Origin of the sequence: Streptomyces spiramyceticus (assembly GCF_028807635.1) — a bacterium.
GTDB classification, from domain to species: Bacteria; Actinomycetota; Actinomycetes; order Streptomycetales; family Streptomycetaceae; genus Streptomyces; species Streptomyces spiramyceticus.
This window is the reverse complement of sequence record NZ_JARBAX010000001.1, coordinates 3,623,067-3,639,285: the sequence shown is the minus strand read 5'-3', so window position 1 is coordinate 3,639,285 and position 16,219 is coordinate 3,623,067. Positions and strand designations below refer to the sequence as shown.

Genomic DNA, 16,219 nt, shown 5'->3' with positions numbered 1-16,219 from the left:
CATGAGTACGTTGCGCGAGCGTGGCCGGATCGAGGGTCTGCCGGACTGGGACCGCTGTGCGGTGATGGGGGTCGTCAATGTGACGCCCGATTCCTTCTCCGACGGCGGGCGCTGGTTCGACACGACCGCCGCGGTCAAGCGCGGTCTCGAACTCGTCGCCGAGGGCGCCGACCTGATCGACGTCGGGGGCGAGTCGACCCGCCCCGGCGCCTCCCGCGTCGACGCCGACGAAGAGCTGAAGCGGGTCATCCCCGTGGTGCGCGGCCTCGCCTCCGAGGGCGTCACCGTCTCCGTCGACACCATGCGCGCCGCCGTCGCCGAGCAGGCGATCGCGGCGGGCGCGGTCCTGGTCAACGACGTGAGCGGCGGTCTCGCCGACCCCGCCATGATCCCTGCGGTCGCGGCGGCCGGAGCGCCCTTCGTCGTCATGCACTGGCGCGGCTTCAGCGACCGAATGAACAGCCGCGCGGTGTACGCCGATGTGGTCGGCGAGGTCGTGTCCGAGCTGCACGCGCGCATGGAAGCCGTGGTCGGCGGCGGCATCGCCCCCGAGCGCGTCGTCATCGACCCCGGGCTCGGCTTCGCCAAGCAGGCCGAGCACGACCTGGCCCTGGTCGCCCACCTCGCCGACCTGCGCGCCCTGGGCCGCCCCCTGCTCGTCGCCGCTTCCCGCAAGCGGTTCCTCGGCCACGTACTGGCGGCATCCGCCGGCGCGGGCGCCGCCCCGCCGCCCGCCCGCGAGCGCGACGCCGCCACCGCCGCCGTCTCCGCGATCGCCGCACACGAGGGCGCCTGGGCGGTGCGCGTCCACGAGGTACGGGCGACGGCCGACGCCGTACGGGTCGCCAGGGCCGTCGAGGGAGCCCTGTGAGCCGCGCCAACACGGACGTCGAGCAGGTCGAACTGGCCAACACGGCGTTCTACGAGGCCGTGGAGCGCGGAGACTTCGAGGAACTGTCGTCGATCTGGCTGGACGACGAGGTCTCCTGCGTACACCCGGGCTGGCCGGTGCTCTCGGGCCGCGGCGAGGTGTTGCGCTCGTACGCCCTGATCATGGCCAACACCGAGTACATCCAGTTCTTTCTCACCGACGTAAAGGTGACGGTGCTCGGCGACACCGCGCTGGTGAACTGCACCGAGAACACGCTCAGCGGCGGTCCTGCCGAGGAGGCCGGCGAGCTGGGGCCTCTGGTCGGCCAGCTGATCGTGGCCACCAATGTGTTCCGCCGCACCGAGGACGGCTGGCGACTCTGGTCTCACCACGGGTCCCCGGTTCTGACCGAAACCGGCGACGAAGAGGACGACGAGACCCCGGCCTGAGTGGGTAGGGGCCTCTTGAAGGTTGGCGCCCCTGGCCCTTGGGTATGGGCGGCTACCAGTCCCGTGAGCTTCTGTCCATAGCCCCCTTGGGCGTCCGCTGTCAGTGCTCGCAGGTAGATTCGGTTGAGGGCGGCGTGCCGACCGCACTCGGCAGGCGCCCTTGTTCACTACGACAGCAGGAGTGATTCGCGTGGATCGTGTCGCGCTGCGCGGCCTCAAGGCCCGTGGGCACCACGGTGTGTTCCCCCGGGAGCGGGAGGAAGGCCAGACCTTCATCGTGGACCTGGTGCTCGGCCTCGACACCCGCCCCGCCGCGGCCGACGACGACCTGGCGAAGACCGTGCACTACGGCGTGGTGGCGGAGGAAGTCGTGGACGTCGTGGAGGGCGAAGCGGTCGATCTGATCGAGACGCTCGCCGAGCGGATCGCCCAGCAGTGTCTCAAGCACGACGGTGTGCAGGAGGTCGAGGTGTGCGTCCACAAGCCGGATGCTCCGATCACGGTCCCCTTCGACGATGTGACCATCACCATCACCCGGAGCCAAGTATGAACCCCGCACAGAGCGACCCGACAGTGCAGCCGGTGCCCGCCTCCGTGGTGGAGCAGGTGGATGCGGCGGATGTGACGCTGTCCAACCCGAAGCGTGCGGTGGTCTCCCTCGGCTCCAATCTGGGCAACAGGCTGGAGACCCTCCAGGGCGCGATCGACGCTCTGGAGGACACGCCCGGCCTGCGGGTGAAAGCCGTCTCGCCGGTGTACGAAACGGAGCCCTGGGGCGTCGCCCCCGGCTCCCAGCCCTCGTACTTCAACGCGGTCGTCGTCATCAAGACCACCCTGCCGCCGTCCTCTCTCCTGGAGCGCGGCCAGGCCATCGAGGAAGCGTTCGACCGGGTGCGGGAGGAGCGCTGGGGGGCGCGCACGATCGACGTGGACATCGTGGCGTACGCCGATGTGGTGTCCGACGACCCGGTCCTCACCCTCCCGCATCCGCGCGCCCACGAGCGTGCCTTCGTGCTCGCCCCGTGGCACGACGTGGAGCCGGAGGCCCAGCTGCCCGGCCGCGGCCCGGTCGGCGAGCTGCTGGCCGAGGTCGGCGTCAGCAGCGTTCACCCGCGCGCCGATCTGGAACTCCGCCTGCCCGAGTAATCGTTAGGCTTGCGGAAAATTGTGCGGATGTGAGGGGCGCTCTCGGTGAAGCAACTTCGGCTCGGCGTACTGGCCGGTCTCTTCGCCGTGGCCGGAATCCTCTCCTGGGGCGCTGCGCGGCTCTGGGACACGATCGACACCCTGCCGAGCGTGCCGCTGGCGGCACCCGTCGTGCTGGCGGTGATCGCCGCCGTGCTCACGGCGACCGCACTGTCGATCCGCTCCCGGCTGCGTGCCCAGCGCGAGCGCCGTCCCGGTGCCAAGGGCGTGGAGCCGCTGATGGCGGCCCGGGCGGTGGTATTCGGCCAGGCGAGCGCGCTGGTGGCGTCCCTGGTCTGCGGGATGTACGGCGGGACGGGCGTCTTCCTGCTGATGAACAGCCTCGACGTGCCCGCCCGCCGGGACCAGGCCATCTATGCGGGCTTTGCGGTCCTGGCGGGCGTGGCGGTCGTTGCCGCGGCGTTCTTCCTGGAGCGCGTCTGCAAGCTCCCGGACGACGAGGACCAGGGCAACAGCAGAGCCTCAGCGGCCTAGGCCTGTCGTGAAACTCGCGGGGCAGGCGGGAGTTTGACGACAGGCCCTAACGCGCCAATATCAGACTCATCGCCTCTGAGCGGGTGCTGCCGTCCCGCAGCTGACCGCGCACGGCAGACGTCGTGGTCTTCGCCCCTGGCTTACGGATCCCGCGCACCGACATGCACATGTGCTCGGCCTCGATGACTACGATCGCGCCACGCGCCTCCAGGATCTCCATCAGGGAGTCTGCGATCTGCGTGGTGAGCCGCTCCTGGACCTGCGGGCGCCGTGCGTAGACGTCGACGAGCCGCGCCAGCTTGGAGAGCCCGGTGATCTTTCCTGTGTCCGCAGGGATGTAGCCGACATGCGCCACGCCGTGGAACGGCAGCAGGTGGTGCTCGCAGAGGCTGACGATCTCGATGCCCTTGACCAGGATCATCTCGTCGTGGCCGAGGTCGAACGTCGTCGTCAGGACATCTTCGGGCTCCTGCCACAGCCCGGCCAGGATTTCCCTGTAGGCCCGCGCCACGCGCCCCGGCGTCGCCCTGAGGCCCTCCCGGTCCGGATCCTCCCCGACCGCGATGAGGAGCTCGCGTACGGCGTTCTCGGCCCGCTTCTCGTCAAACTCGCCGATGGAGCCCTCGCCCGCCAACGTCACCGGGTCGGTCATCACTGCCTCGTTCCTGTGCTTTCGTGCGCGGCCGAAAAACGCCGCGCCCCCACAGGCTAAAACCTGGGGGACGCGGCATCCATTCCGGGCCCCTCGGGGCCGGTGTGATCAGCTCTCGGGACGCTCCTCGGGGATCGCCTCGGTGGCCGGGGTGTCCACAGAACCGGCGGTCACCGCGGGAGCCGCACCGTTGGCGTTGTTGACGCCATTGGTGAGCGAAAGCTCCTTGGGGGAGAGCACCGGCGGCCGCGTGGACGGCATGCGGCGGGAAGAACCGGTCCACGCGGGGCGGGCCGGGCGCTTCACGATCGGGCTGAAGATCTCGGCGATCTCCTCCTTGTTCAGCGTCTCCTTCTCCAGGAGGGCCAGAACCAGGTTGTCGAGAACGTCACGGTTCTCGACGAGGATCTCCCACGCCTCGTTGTGCGCGGTCTCGATGAGCTTCTTGACCTCTTCGTCGACGAGCGCGGCGACCTCTTCCGAGTAGTCCCGCTGGTGACCCATGTCACGGCCGAGGAACGGCTCGGAGCCGTCCTGGCCGAACTTGATCGCGCCGAGGCGCTCGGTCATGCCGTACTGCGTGACCATCGCGCGGGCCGTGGCAGTGGCCTTCTCGATGTCGTTCGAGGCGCCCGTGGTCGGGTCGTGGAACACCAGTTCCTCGGCCGCACGGCCGCCCATCATGTAGGCGAGCTGGTCCAGCATCTCGTTGCGCGTGGTCGAGTACTTGTCCTCGTCCGGGAGCACCATCGTGTAACCGAGGGCACGCCCGCGGGACAGGATGGTGACCTTGTGCACCGGGTCGCTGTTCGGAGAAGCCGCCGCGACCAGGGCGTGTCCGCCCTCGTGGTACGCGGTGATCTTCTTTTCCTTCTCGCTCATGATCCGGGTCCGCTTCTGCGGTCCGGCCACGACGCGGTCGATCGCCTCGTCCAAGGAGTGGTTGTCGACCAGCTTCTTGTCGCTACGGGCGGTCAGCAGCGCGGCCTCGTTCAGCACGTTCGCCAGGTCGGCGCCGGTGAAGCCGGGCGTACGACGGGCGACGGCCCGGAGGTCGACCTCCGGCGTGACCGGCTTGCCCTTGGCGTGCACCTTGAGGATCTCCAGGCGGCCCAGGAGGTCCGGGCGGTCGACCGCGATCTGCCGGTCGAAGCGGCCCGGGCGCAGGAGCGCCGGGTCGAGGATGTCGGGCCGGTTCGTGGCGGCGATCAGGATGACGCCGCCCTTCACGTCGAAGCCGTCCATCTCGACGAGCAGCTGGTTGAGCGTCTGCTCGCGCTCGTCGTGGCCACCGCCCATACCGGCACCGCGGTGCCGGCCGACGGCGTCGATCTCGTCGACGAAGACGATCGCCGGAGCGTTCGCCTTGGCCTGCTCGAAGAGGTCACGGACACGGGAGGCACCGACACCGACGAACATCTCGACGAAGTCGGAACCGGAGATCGAGTAGAACGGGACGCCGGCCTCACCCGCGACAGCACGCGCGAGCAGCGTCTTGCCCGTACCGGGCGGGCCGTACAGCAGCACGCCCTTGGGGATCTTGGCGCCGACGGCCTGGAACTTCGCCGGCTCCTGCAGGAACTCCTTGATCTCGTGGAGCTCCTCGACAGCCTCGTCCGCCCCCGCCACATCGGCGAACGTCGTCTTCGGGGTGTCCTTGGTGATGAGCTTGGCCTTGGATTTCCCGAACTGCATGACCCGGGAGCCGCCGCCCTGCATCTGATTCATCAGGAACAGGAAGACAACCACGATGAGGACGAAGGGGAGCAGCGAGAGCAGGATCCCGACGAACGGGTTCTGCTTGGAGGGGGAGACCGTGTAGCCCTTGTCGATGTCCCCGCTGTCGAACTTCGACTGCAGCTTGTTGGCGAGCGCGACGCCCTGGTCGCCGATGTAGCTCGCCTGGATCTTGCTGCTGTCCTTGACCTTCTGGCCGTCCTTCAGCTCGACCCTGATGACTTGTTCGTCACCGGTCGTCAGCTTGGCCTGCTTGACCTGGTTCTTGTCGATCGCCTGGACGACCTCGGCAGTGTCCACCGTCTTGTAGCCGCCGGACGAGCCGACAACCTGCATCAACACGACCACGGCGAGGACGGCCAGCACGATCCACATGACCGGCCCACGGAAGTATCGCTTCACGTCCATCCATACGGGGCGGTAATCGCCCCGTCCCTCCTGCCCGTAGGTAAATGCTGCTGTTTAAAAAGACTGTTCTTCGGACGGTACCCCAGCATTGTCACCCGTGACTGCGGGGGACGACTGACGAACCCTCCTTCCCATGCTCCAACGGCGGGACACGGGCGAGGGTTCCCCGGGGAAGGTGCGGCTCGGCTCAGCCGCCGTAGACGTGCGGTGCGAGAGTGCCGACGAACGGCATATTCCGGTACTTCTCGTCGTAATCCAGGCCGTAGCCCACGACGAACTCATTCGGAATGTCGAAACCCACCCACTTCACGTCGATCGCGACCTTCGCCGCCTCCGGCTTGCGCAGAAGGGTGCAGACATTCAGGGACGCCGGCTCACGCGAACCGAGGTTCGACAGCAGCCACGACAGCGTCAGTCCCGAGTCGATGATGTCCTCGACGATCAGGACGTGCTTGCCCTTGATGTCGGTGTCGAGGTCCTTGAGGATCCGGACCACGCCGGAGGACTGGGTGCCCGCGCCGTACGACGACACCGCCATCCAGTCCATCGTGACCGGGGTGGACAGCGCACGCGCCAGGTCCGCCATCACCATCACTGCGCCCTTGAGGACACCGACGATGAGCAGGTCCTTGCCCGCGTACTGCGCATCGATCTTCTCAGCCAGCTCAGCCAGCTTCGCGTCGATTTCTTCCTTGGTGATGAGCACCGATTTGAGGTCGGTGCTCATGTCGTTCGCGTCCACCCGCATCACTTTCGTAGTACTTCGGCTCAGCCCTGCCGAATGACCAGTCTGCCACCCTGCCGCTGTGCCTCGACCCGGCCGGGGAGGTTGATGGCTCCCTGCCCGCGCCAGCCGGTGATCAGGCGGTCCACCTCCTCGACGTGCCGTGCGAAGAGGGATCCGGCCGGTGCGCCCGCTGCGATGGCGGCACGGCGCAGGACGCGGCGGCGTACGGCCGGCGGCAGGGCGTAGAGCTTCGCGCAGACCAGCAGCCCGGCGTCGTCCCGTACGGACGCGTCCGCCTCGGCGGCCCAGTCGTCGAGGGCGTCGGCATCGTCCCGGGAGAGCTGCGCCGTGCGGGCCAGGGCCTCGACGACGCCCTTGCCGAGCGCCTTCTCCAGGGCCGGCAGGCCGTCGTGGCGCAGTCGTGAGCGGGTGTACGCGGGGTCGGTGTTGTGCGGGTCGTCCCAGACCGGGAGCGACTGGACCATGCAGGCCTTGCGGGCGGTCTGCCGGTCGATGTGGAGGAAGGGGCGGCGGTAGCGCCCGGCTCCGGTGACGGCGGCCATTCCGGAGAGCGAGCGGATGCCGGAGCCGCGGGCAAGGCCGAGCAGGACTGTCTCTGCCTGGTCGTCGCGGGTGTGGCCGAGCAGGACGGCGGCGGCGCCGAGACGCTCGGCGGCGGCGTCCAGCGCGGCGTAGCGGGCGTCGCGGGCGGCCGCTTCGGGACCGCCTTCGCGGCCGACGGTCACGGCGACGGCCTCGACGGGGTCGAGGCGCAGCGTGGCGAGGCGGTTGACGACCTCGCCCGCGCGCGTGTCGGAACCGTCCTGGAGGCCGTGGTCGATCGTGACGCCGCCGGCCCGGATGCCGAGCTTGGGTGCTTCGAAGGCGAGGGCGGAGGCGAGCGCCATGGAGTCGGCACCGCCGGAGCAGGCGACCAGCACGAGCGGCGCTGTCGGCGGCTCGTGGGAGGCGTGTGAGGGGTGGGAGGCGCTGGTGTGCTCGGTGGTGTCGTTCAGTACGTCGTGGAGTACGCGGCGGACCGCCAGGCGTATCGCTGCGACCGCAGGATGGGGACCCATGTCCGGTGCCCTTCGGTGAAGTTGGGGGTGCCTCGGGAGGAGAAGCCAGTCACTCAGAGTGCGTCGATGGTGACAGAGCCGGGCCATTCCCCGAGCATTGCACGCCTACCCAGCGCTCACGGTCCCTCGGATGGGTGATTAAGAGGGTTGCTCTCCTGTCATCGGCCGCATCGCGCCTACGACTCTGCCTTACGGTGCACCCGCGCGACCCAATCCGCCGGTTTGGCGATCTCCGCCTTGGTGGGCAGCGTGTTCGGCGAGGTCCAGACCCGGTTGAAGCCGTCCATTCCGACCTCCTCCACCACAGACCGTACAAAACGCTCACCGTCACGGTACTGCCGGAGCTTGGCGTCCAGGCCGAGCAGCTTGCGCAGCGCCTGGTCGAGGCGGCTGGCGCCGCGGGCCCTGCGCTGCTGGAACTTCTCGCGGATCTCGGCGACGGACCGCACCACATCGGGGCCCACGCCGTCCATGACGAAGTCGGCGTGGCCTTCGAGCAGCGACATGACGGCGGTCAGGCGGCTGAGGATCTCGCGCTGTGCGGGGGTCTGGACGATCTCGACGAGGCTGCGCCCGCCCTCGCCGGCCTCGCCCTCGGGGCGGCCGCCGGCCAGCGACTGGGCCGCCTCGCGCAGGCGCTCCAGGACAGTCATCGGGTCGACCTCGGTCTCGCCGAGGAATGACTGGATCTCGCCTTCGAGGTGGTCGCGCAGCCAGGGCACGGCCGTGAACTGGGTGCGGTGCGTCTCCTCGTGCAGGCAGACCCAGAGCCGGAAGTCGTGGGGGTCCACTTCCAGCTCGCGCTCGACGTGGACGATGTTGGGGGCGACGAGCAGGAGGCGGCCACCGCCATTGGCTCCCGCGGGGAATTCGCGGGTGGCCGGGGCGAAGGTCTCGTACTGGCCGAGGACGCGCGAGGCAAGGAACGACAGCAGCATGCCGACCTCGACGCCGGTCACCTTGCCGCCGACCGCGCCGAGCACGGCGCCGCCGGGGCCCGAGCCCCTGCGGTCCTGCATCTTCTCCAGCAGCGGCCTGAGGATCTCCCTGAACCCGGCGACATTCGCCTTGATCCAGCCCGCCCGGTCGACGACGAGGACCGGGGTGTCCTCCGGCTCGTGGCCGTCGGGGATCATCCGCGTGAAGCCGCGGACGTGCTCCTCCGCTGCCTTGGCGTGCTTGCGGAGCTCCGCGACGACGGCGCGCGCCTCCTCGCGGGTCACGTCGGGCCCCGGCCTCACCAGTCGGGTCGCCGTCGCCACCGCGAGATTCCAGTCGACCATCTCCGCACCACCGATGCTCGTCATGCGTCAACCGTACGTTGTCGAACCGGCCTGCGGTGAGGTGTTGTCCTCCACCCGTCCCCCTGAACTTCCTCGGGGTTCACGAGTTCCCGGGCCGTCCCTCGGCGGGCTCGCAGCCGCAGTTGGCGATCGCGGAAGCCAGCTTGTCGAGGGCCGACTGGGCCGCTTCGGGGCCGCTGGTGCCCGAGGCGAGGAAGGCGAAGGCCAGGAGGCGGCCGTCCGCGTCGACGACGGTTCCGGCCAGGGCGTTCACGCCGGTGAGGGTGCCGGTCTTGGCGCGGACCATGCCCGTACCGGGAGATTCCCTTGTGTAACGGCTCTTCAGGGTGCCGTTGAAACCTGCCACGGGGAGGCCGGTCAGGACAGGCCGCAGCTCGGGGTGGGCCGGGTCGGCGGCGCGGGCCAGGAGGCTCGACAGCAGGGAGGCGGAGGCCCTGTCGGCACGGTCGAGGCCGCTGCCGTCCGCGAAACGGGCGCCGGACAGCGGTAGTTGAAGCTTCTTCAACCGGGCCTCGACCGCCCTCTCCGCACCTTCGAAGCTCGCGGGCTCGTCCGACGCGAGGGCGGTCTGCCGGGCGAGGGCCTCGGCGATGTCGTTGTCGCTGTTGGTGAGGGTGCGCTCGACGAGTGCGGACAGCGGTACGGAGAGGTGCTTGGCGACCGGATCGGCTTCGCCGGGCGCCTTGCCCGGTGCCGGGTCGCCCTTCGTCGTCAGACCGCGCTTGCGCAACAGGTCGGCGAAAGCGCGGGCCGCGTCGCCCGCCGGGTCGCCGGTGCGAGGGGCGGGGCCGCTGCGGGAGCCGTCGAGGCGGCCCTCACCGACCATCAGAGGGCTGACGGGGCTGATGTTCGCGTTGGGGCCGATGGGGTGAAGGTCGGGCCCCGAGTAGAGCGAGGTGTCGTACGTCAGCTCCGCCTCGCCGACGCCGCGGTCGCTCAGCGCCCGTACGGTGTCGTCGGCCAGGGAGCCCAGGTCTTCCCGCTCCAGGGTCGGGTCGCCGCCGCCGACCAGCGTGATTTTCTTGCCGTCGGGGGCCGCCTCGACCGTGGTGGCGATGCGGTGGTCGGGGCCGAGCGCGGAGAGCGCGGCCACCGTCGTGGCGATCTTGATGGTCGAGGCGGGGACCATCTGGTCCCGGTCCCCCTTCCCGTACACCTGCGTGCCCGTCGCGGTGTCGATCACCGACGCCGTACGGAGCGTGCCGAGGGCGGGGGCCTGGAGCAGGGGTTCCAGGGCGTCGGCGAGGCCGCTCTCGACCGGCGGCGGTACGGGCGCTCCGAGCGCGGCGAGTACGCCGGGGGCGCTGGGGGCGGGCGCCGGGGCGTCGCGCGCCGGGTGTTGGTGACGTGCGCCACCCTCCCCCCCAGCCTCAAGGGCAGGGGAGGTGCCCCCATGGCTCTGGGAGGCGGCCCACTCCCGCTCGGCCTTACGCTGGCCGGAGTCCCAAGGGCCTGCCGCGGTCACCGCCCCGGCAGAGAGGGCGAGACCGAGCACGGCTGCGCCCGCCGCGAGCTGCCACGTTCTCCACTCCGGCACCTCGGACCAGCCCCTTTCGCGATCATCCACCTGCGTGAGGGACACTTAACCACCCGAAGTTTGTGCTGATCATGGAGGAGCCACCCGTGGAGTTCGACGTCACCATCGAGATCCCGAAGGGTTCGCGGAACAAGTACGAGGTGGACCACGAGACCGGTCGGATCCGCCTGGACCGTCGACTCTTCACTTCCACCAGCTACCCCGCCGACTACGGCTTCGTCGAGAACACCCTCGGCGAGGACGGCGACCCGCTGGACGCCCTTGTTCTGCTCGACGAGCCGACCTTCCCCGGCTGTGTCATCAAGTGCCGCGCGATCGGCATGTTCCGTATGACCGACGAGGCCGGCGGCGACGACAAGCTGCTGTGCGTCCCGGCGTCGGACCCGCGTGTCGAGCACCTGCGCGACATCCACCACGTATCGGAGTTCGACCGGCTGGAGATCCAGCACTTCTTCGAGGTCTACAAGGACCTGGAGCCCGGCAAGTCCGTAGAGGGCGCCGACTGGGTCGGCCGCACCGAGGCCGAGGCCGAGGTCGAGGCCTCCTACAAGCGCCTCCAGGCGCAGGGCGGCAGCCACTGACGCCACTGGCGACACTGGCGCTGGCGAAACCGATGAGCCTCTGGGCTCTCGTGGCATGAAAAACGGCGGGCGGTGCACCCCAACGGGGCGCACCGCCCGCCGTGTGTTGAGCCCCTCGTGACGGGAAGCAGTCCGTCCGCATACTGAACCGGGGCGGACGGGCCCGACTCGATCAAGGAATGGAAGCGAGGCGAACGGTGGCGGATCCGAAGCGCGGCGGCAGCGGGGCCGAGAGCGAGGGCCCCGAAGACCGCAAGCCGCCGTCGGACGAGGCGCGCAGCGCCTTCGCTCCACCGGCCGGAATGGAGCAGCCGGCGCCGCCCGAGGAGGACCACCCGAGCTCCGAGTTCGCCGTCCCCGAGGGGATGACGACCGAGCAGCCCGCACCGCCCGAATCATCCGCATTCGACACACCGACCACGTACAACGCCAGGAACGCGCCGCCCGCCTTCACCCCGGCGCACGGCGTCCCCATGGTCAGGCTGACCAAGGAGGCTCCCTGGCAGGACCGGATGCGTACGCTGCTGCGCATGCCGGTGGGCGACCGGCCCGTGTCGGAGCCGGTGCAGAAGCACGACGAGACCGGGCCCGCCGTACCGCGCGTGCTGGACCTGACGCTGCGTATCGGCGAGCTGCTGCTCGCCGGCGGCGAGGGCGCGGAGGACGTCGAGGCGGCGATGTTCGGCGTGAGCCGGGCGTACGGGCTCGACCGCTGCGAGCCGAACGTCACCTTCACCCTGCTGTCGATCTCGTACCAGCCCTCACTGGTCGACGATCCGGTGACGGCCAGCAGGACCGTACGCAGGCGGGGCACCGACTACACCCGCCTGGCGGCCGTCTACCACCTCATCGACGACATCACGACGCCGGAGACCGACGTCACGCTGGAGGAGGCGTACGGCACGCTCGCGGAGATCCGCCGCAACCGCCACCCGTACCCGGGGTGGGCGCTGACGATGGCGAGCGGGCTGCTGGCCGGCGGGGCTTCCGTGCTGGTCGGCGGTGGGCCCGTGGTCTTCGTGGCGGCGGCCATCGGGGCGATGCTCGGCGACCGGCTCGCCTGGCTGTGCTCCGGGCGCGGGCTGCCGGAGTTCTACCAGTTCGTGGTGGCGGCGATGCCGCCCGCCGCGATAGGCGTGGCGCTCACGCTGGCCCCCCAGACGTCGGCGTGGGACGCCCGGCCCTCGGCGGTGATCACCGGTGGTCTCTTCGCGCTGCTGCCCGGGCGGGCGCTCGTTGCGGGCGTGCAGGACGGGCTGACCGGTTACTACATCACCGCGTCCGCGCGCCTGCTCGAAGTCATGTACTTCTTCATCGCGATCGTCATCGGCGTGCTGATGGTGCTCTATCTGGGTGTGCAGCTGGGCGCCGAGCTCCAGGCGGCGACGGCGCTGGAGAGCTCCACGCGTCCGGTGACCCAGATCCTGGCCTCGATGCTGCTCTGTTTCTCCTTCGCGATCCTGCTCCAGCAGGAACGGAACACCGTGCTGATGGTGACGCTGAACGGCGCGGTGGCCTGGATCGTCTACGGCGCGATGCATGACATCGGCGAGATCTCGCAGGTGGCTTCGACGGCTGTCGCGGCCGGTCTGGTGGGTCTCTTCGGGCAGCTGTTCTCGCGCTACCAGTACGCCTCGGCGCTGCCGTACGTCACGGCGGCGATCGGCCCGCTGCTGCCCGGTTCGGCGACGTACTTCGGTCTGCTCGGCATCGCGCAGAACGATCTGAACTCGGGGCTCGCCTCGCTGTCGAAGGCGGCGGCCCTGTCACTGGCGATCGCCATCGGGGTGAACCTCGGTGGCGAGATCTCCCGGCTGTTCCTCAAGATGCCGGGAGCAGGCCGTGGGGCGAGCCGCCGCGCGGCGAAGCGGACGCGCGGCTTCTAACCTGTCCTGTCCGGCCCGGGCGAGTGCCTGGCGTGGGTCAGCGCTTGGCGTGGCGGCCGCGCTGGGACGGGGGCGTGCCGTCGGACGGGCCCTCGGCGGCGGCCGCCTTCTTGGACCTGCTGCGGGCGCGCAGGTACTCGATGGCGATCGGGACCACCGAGATCAGCACGATCAGGATGAGGATCGCTTCGATGTTCTTGTGGACGAAGTCGATCTTGCCGAGCGAGGCGCCGAGGAGCGTGACGCCGGCGCCCCAGAGCACGCCGCCGATGATGTTGAACGTGATGAACGAGCGGTAGTTCATCCTGCTGACGCCGGCGATGATCGGCGTGAAGGTGCGGACGATCGGCACGAAGCGGGCCAGGACCAGCGACTTCGGCCCGTACTTCTCGAAGAAGTCGTGGGCCTTCTCGACGTTCTCCTGCTTGAAGAGCCTGGAGTCCGGACGCTTGAAGAGGGCAGGCCCGACCTTGCGGCCGAAGAGATAGCCGACCTGGTCACCGATGATCGCCGCGAGAACGACCAGCGTGCAGACGAGCCACAGCGGGGTGTCCAGTGCGCCCGTGGTCACGAGCAGGCCGGTGGTGAACAGCAGCGAGTCGCCCGGCAGGAAGAAGCCGATGAGCAGCCCGGACTCGGCGAAGACGATGACCAGGAGGCCGATCAGGCCGAACTGCTCCAGCAGATAGTCGGGATCCAGCCAGGACGGTCCGAGCGCAAGCGTATTCACGGGTACCGGGCTCCAGGGTGGGATCGATCGTCTGCGGGTGTGCTGCCCAAAGCTATCAACGCCACCGGGACTCTCCTGGTTCCAGTGGCTTCCCAGTGGATGCGCGGTGCACGTACTGGGGCAAAGCTGTCCGTCAGGAGGTGGATGCGTATGGGCATCGAGGATTACGGCGGCGGGCAGAGCGGGCATTCCGACGTACTGGTGGTCACGACCTGGGAAGTCAGATCGGCGGCGAGCTCAAGGGGCTCACCAAGACGCTGGTGGAGACCCGCAACCAGGCGATGGAGCGGCTCGTCGAGCAAGCGGGGGCGCGCGGCGCCAACCCGGTGCTGATGTTCCGCTTCGATGTGACGGAAGCCGCAGACGTGGGCACCGAGGTGTGCGCGTACGGCACAGCGGTCGTCATTACCAAGGAGTAACGCGTGCCGCTTCATCGGGGCGCTGAGGAACGCGAGGACAGCGAGCCGCGCCCCAGGCTCTCCGTCAATCCGCGAGCAGCGCGAAGCCGCTCCCGTCCGCCGCCGGCCCCACCGTGTGGAAAGCAGCAGCGCCAGCACCACCAACGCAACGAGGACGGCGCCGGTCGGCACCCCGACTGTCGTGAACGGCTTACGCATCGAAGCCCCCCGGTCCAGCGGTCCGCGGCGGACCACTTCTCCTTCTGGTACACCGCAGACCGCTTCCGGGTTCCCCTTCTCAGCCGACGATTTCAGCGACTCAGCCGACCGATTTCAGTGGCTCAGCCGCCCGAACCGCCGTACCGCCAGCGGGAAGAACACCGCGACCAGCGCCACGGGCCACACCACCGCCAGCAGCTCCGCGTGGTCCGCCGCCCACGATCCGCCCGCCGCACCCGGGTTGCCGAAGAGGTCACGCACCGCCGTCGCCGTCGCCGACATCGGGTTCCACTCGACGATCGCGCCGAGCCAGTCCGGCATGCTCTGCGGAATCGCGATGGCGTTGGAGAGGAAACCGACCGGCCAGACCAGGATCTGAACCGCCTGCACCAGCTCCGGTTTGCCCGCCACCAGCGCAAGATGGATGCCGATCCACAGCATCGCGAACCTCAGCAGGAGCAGCAGCCCCACCGCCCCCAGCGCCGCCATGAAGCTGCCGTGCCAGCGCCACCCGATGGCATACCCGACCCCGATCAGGGCGAGCAGGCTGACCGCCGACTGGAGCATGTCCGCGACGCAGCGCCCGACCAGCACCGCCGACGTCGCCATCGGCATGGACCGGAAGCGGTCGATGACGCCTTTGCCCAGGTCCTGGGTGACCGCGAGCATCGTCGCTTCCAGGCCGAAGGCCATGGTCAGCGCCAGCACGCCCGGCACCAGGAATTCGACGTACTCCCCGGTGACGCCCTTGCCGCCGCCGATCAGGAATCCGAACATCAGCAGCAGCATCACCGGGAAGACCAGTCCGACGACGACCTGGACCGGCTGCCGCCCCCAGTGGGCGAGTTCGCGCCGCGTCATCGTCCAGGAGTCCGTGACCGCCCATGCCGCACTCATGCCGCAACCCCCTTGTGGATCTCGCCGACCTCGCCGGCCTTGCCGGAAACATCCGTCCCGCCGGTTCCCTTCGTAAGGTGCAGGAACACCTCGTCGAGCGTGGGCCTGCGCAGTGCGATGTCCTCCGCCTCGATCCCGGCCGTCTCCAGCGCCCGTACGATCCCGGTGAGCGCCGCCATCCGGTCCGTCACCGGCGCGCTGATCAGCCGCCGGTCCTCGTCCGTCTCGGCCCCGACCCCCAACCGACTTGCCGCCACGCCCAGTTGGCGCACATCGTGCAGCACTACGTCGATCCGGTCGCCGCCCACTTTGCCCTTGAGCTGGTCCGGCGTGCCCTCCGCGATGGACTTGCCCCGATCGACCACCGTGATGCGATCGGCCAGTTGGTCGGCCTCCTCCAGATACTGCGTCGTGAGCAGTACGGTCGTCCCTCCCCCGACCAGCGAGCGCACCGCGCCCCACACTTCCGCCCGTCCGCGCGGGTCGAGCCCGGTCGTCGGCTCGTCCAGGAACAGCACCTGCGGATCAGTGATCAGCGATGCCGCCAGGTCGAGCCGCCGCCGCATCCCGCCGCTGTACTGCTTGACCGCCTTGCGCCCGGTGTCCGCGAGCCCGAACCGCTCAAGGAGCTCGTCCGCCCGTAGGCCCGCCCTGCGCGCCCCCAGGTGGTACAGCCGACCGAACATCTCCAGGTTCTGCCGCCCGCCGAGCCCCTCGTCCACCGCCGCGTGCTGCCCCAGCAGCCCGATCCGCCGCCGCACCTCGCCGGCCTGCGACCGTACGTCGTACCCGGCCACCTCCACGCGGCCCGCGTCGTGCCGCAACAGCGTGGCCAGGATGCGCACGATCGTCGTCTTGCCCGCTCCGTTGGGCCCGAGCACACCGTGCACCGTGCCGCGCCCCACCACCAGGTCGAGCCCGTCCAGGGCCCGCTTCTCCCCGTACCTCTTCTGTGCTCCCTCGACGACGATCGCCGCGTCGGCGTCAGTCAATGCACTCTCCTCCAAGCCCTGTAGTCAAACTTGACTACGGCGCCCAAGGTAGGCCGGGCTCGCGCATTAGTC

General features: G+C 69.5%; 16 protein-coding genes and 1 pseudogene. 8 read left to right on the top strand and 9 right to left on the bottom strand.

Annotated features, from left to right (window positions below; genetic code table 11):
- Position 1: 1 nt before the first annotated feature.
- From folP to PXH83_RS16560, 5 genes are all read left to right on the top strand, one after another.
- Positions 2–871: a dihydropteroate synthase gene (gene folP / locus PXH83_RS16580; RefSeq protein ID WP_274561143.1), complete on the top strand. Its 870-nt coding sequence runs from the start codon at positions 2–4 to the stop codon at positions 869–871.
- Positions 868–1,320, top strand: coding sequence for a nuclear transport factor 2 family protein (locus tag PXH83_RS16575; RefSeq protein WP_274561142.1), 453 nt, complete (start codon positions 868–870; stop codon positions 1,318–1,320). The genes folP and PXH83_RS16575 overlap by 4 nt, the downstream gene beginning before the upstream one ends.
- Before the next feature lie 190 nt (positions 1,321–1,510).
- Positions 1,511–1,870 carry a dihydroneopterin aldolase gene (gene folB, locus PXH83_RS16570; protein WP_274561141.1) on the top strand — a complete coding sequence of 120 codons (360 nt, stop codon included), beginning with the start codon at positions 1,511–1,513 and terminating at the stop codon, positions 1,868–1,870.
- Positions 1,867–2,466, top strand: coding sequence for a 2-amino-4-hydroxy-6-hydroxymethyldihydropteridine diphosphokinase (gene folK, locus PXH83_RS16565; RefSeq protein WP_274561140.1), 600 nt, complete (start codon positions 1,867–1,869; stop codon positions 2,464–2,466). Before folB ends, folK begins: the two co-directional genes overlap by 4 nt.
- 45 nt (positions 2,467–2,511) lie before the next feature.
- Positions 2,512–3,000: a DUF3180 domain-containing protein gene (locus PXH83_RS16560; protein WP_274561139.1), complete on the top strand. Its 489-nt coding sequence runs from the start codon at positions 2,512–2,514 to the stop codon at positions 2,998–3,000.
- 46 nt (positions 3,001–3,046) lie between these two features.
- Here the strand turns inward: PXH83_RS16560 and folE are convergent, their stop codons facing one another.
- The 6 genes from folE to dacB all read right to left on the bottom strand — a co-directional run bounded on the left by folE (position 3,047) and on the right by dacB (position 10,444).
- The gene (gene folE / locus PXH83_RS16555; protein ID WP_214920869.1) at positions 3,047–3,652 is read right to left on the bottom strand and encodes a GTP cyclohydrolase I FolE; all 606 of its coding nucleotides are present in this window, start codon (positions 3,650–3,652) and stop codon (positions 3,047–3,049) included.
- Between the two features lie 108 nt (positions 3,653–3,760).
- A complete protein-coding gene (ftsH, locus tag PXH83_RS16550; protein WP_274561136.1) occupies positions 3,761–5,797 on the bottom strand; it encodes an ATP-dependent zinc metalloprotease FtsH in 2,037 nt (678 codons plus the stop codon).
- A 187-nt stretch (positions 5,798–5,984) separates the two neighbouring features.
- A complete protein-coding gene (hpt, locus tag PXH83_RS16545) occupies positions 5,985–6,545 on the bottom strand; it encodes a hypoxanthine phosphoribosyltransferase (protein WP_274561133.1) in 561 nt (186 codons plus the stop codon).
- 20 nt (positions 6,546–6,565) lie between these two features.
- On the bottom strand, positions 6,566–7,603 hold the full coding sequence (gene tilS, locus PXH83_RS16540) for a tRNA lysidine(34) synthetase TilS (protein WP_274561131.1): 1,038 nt from the start codon (positions 7,601–7,603) through the stop codon (positions 6,566–6,568).
- 176 nt (positions 7,604–7,779) lie between these two features.
- The gene (locus PXH83_RS16535) at positions 7,780–8,910 is read right to left on the bottom strand and encodes a zinc-dependent metalloprotease (protein WP_274561129.1); all 1,131 of its coding nucleotides are present in this window, start codon (positions 8,908–8,910) and stop codon (positions 7,780–7,782) included.
- Positions 8,911–8,986: 76 nt separating this feature from the next.
- The gene (gene dacB, locus PXH83_RS16530) at positions 8,987–10,444 is read right to left on the bottom strand and encodes a D-alanyl-D-alanine carboxypeptidase/D-alanyl-D-alanine endopeptidase (RefSeq protein WP_274561128.1); all 1,458 of its coding nucleotides are present in this window, start codon (positions 10,442–10,444) and stop codon (positions 8,987–8,989) included.
- 86 nt (positions 10,445–10,530) lie between these two features.
- Here dacB and PXH83_RS16525 point away from each other — a divergent pair, with 86 nt between their 5' ends.
- Positions 10,531–11,025, top strand: coding sequence for an inorganic diphosphatase (locus PXH83_RS16525; protein ID WP_069930540.1), 495 nt, complete (start codon positions 10,531–10,533; stop codon positions 11,023–11,025).
- A 179-nt stretch (positions 11,026–11,204) separates the two neighbouring features.
- Positions 11,205–12,911 (top strand): threonine/serine exporter family protein, encoded by a 1,707-nt coding sequence (locus PXH83_RS16520; RefSeq protein WP_274561123.1) that lies wholly within the window; start codon positions 11,205–11,207, stop codon positions 12,909–12,911.
- A gap of 37 nt (positions 12,912–12,948) precedes the next feature.
- Here PXH83_RS16520 and PXH83_RS16515 read toward each other — a convergent pair whose 3' ends face one another.
- Entirely contained in the window at positions 12,949–13,641 is a 693-nt protein-coding gene (locus PXH83_RS16515; protein ID WP_274561121.1) for a DedA family protein, read from the bottom strand.
- A 150-nt stretch (positions 13,642–13,791) separates the two neighbouring features.
- Between PXH83_RS16515 and PXH83_RS16510 the strand changes: the two are divergent.
- A pseudogene (locus PXH83_RS16510) lies at positions 13,792–14,060 on the top strand (YbjQ family protein).
- Positions 14,061–14,372: 312 nt separating this feature from the next.
- Here the strand turns inward: PXH83_RS16510 and PXH83_RS16505 are convergent.
- Entirely contained in the window at positions 14,373–15,155 is a 783-nt protein-coding gene (locus PXH83_RS16505; protein ID WP_274561120.1) for an ABC transporter permease, read from the bottom strand.
- Entirely contained in the window at positions 15,152–16,147 is a 996-nt protein-coding gene (locus PXH83_RS16500; RefSeq protein ID WP_274561119.1) for an ATP-binding cassette domain-containing protein, read from the bottom strand. Before PXH83_RS16500 ends, PXH83_RS16505 begins: the two co-directional genes overlap by 4 nt.
- Between the last annotated feature and the right edge of the window lie 72 nt (positions 16,148–16,219).

Excerpts from the sequence above, each read along its gene's own strand:
- folP (WP_274561143.1), top strand. The coding sequence starts at position 2 with ATGAGTACGTTGCGCGAGCGTGGCCGGATCGAGGGTCTGCCGGACTGG.
- folE (WP_214920869.1), bottom strand. The coding sequence starts at position 3,652 with ATGACCGACCCGGTGACGTTGGCGGGCGAGGGCTCCATCGGCGAGTTT.
- PXH83_RS16505 (WP_274561120.1), bottom strand. The coding sequence starts at position 15,155 with ATGAGTGCGGCATGGGCGGTCACGGACTCCTGGACGATGACGCGGCGC.
- folK (WP_274561140.1), top strand. The coding sequence starts at position 1,867 with ATGAACCCCGCACAGAGCGACCCGACAGTGCAGCCGGTGCCCGCCTCC.
- PXH83_RS16535 (WP_274561129.1), bottom strand. The coding sequence starts at position 8,910 with ATGACGAGCATCGGTGGTGCGGAGATGGTCGACTGGAATCTCGCGGTG.
- ftsH (WP_274561136.1), bottom strand. The coding sequence starts at position 5,797 with ATGGACGTGAAGCGATACTTCCGTGGGCCGGTCATGTGGATCGTGCTG.
- tilS (WP_274561131.1), bottom strand. The coding sequence starts at position 7,603 with ATGGGTCCCCATCCTGCGGTCGCAGCGATACGCCTGGCGGTCCGCCGC.
- PXH83_RS16520 (WP_274561123.1), top strand. The coding sequence starts at position 11,205 with ATGGAAGCGAGGCGAACGGTGGCGGATCCGAAGCGCGGCGGCAGCGGG.
- hpt (WP_274561133.1), bottom strand. The coding sequence starts at position 6,545 with ATGCGGGTGGACGCGAACGACATGAGCACCGACCTCAAATCGGTGCTC.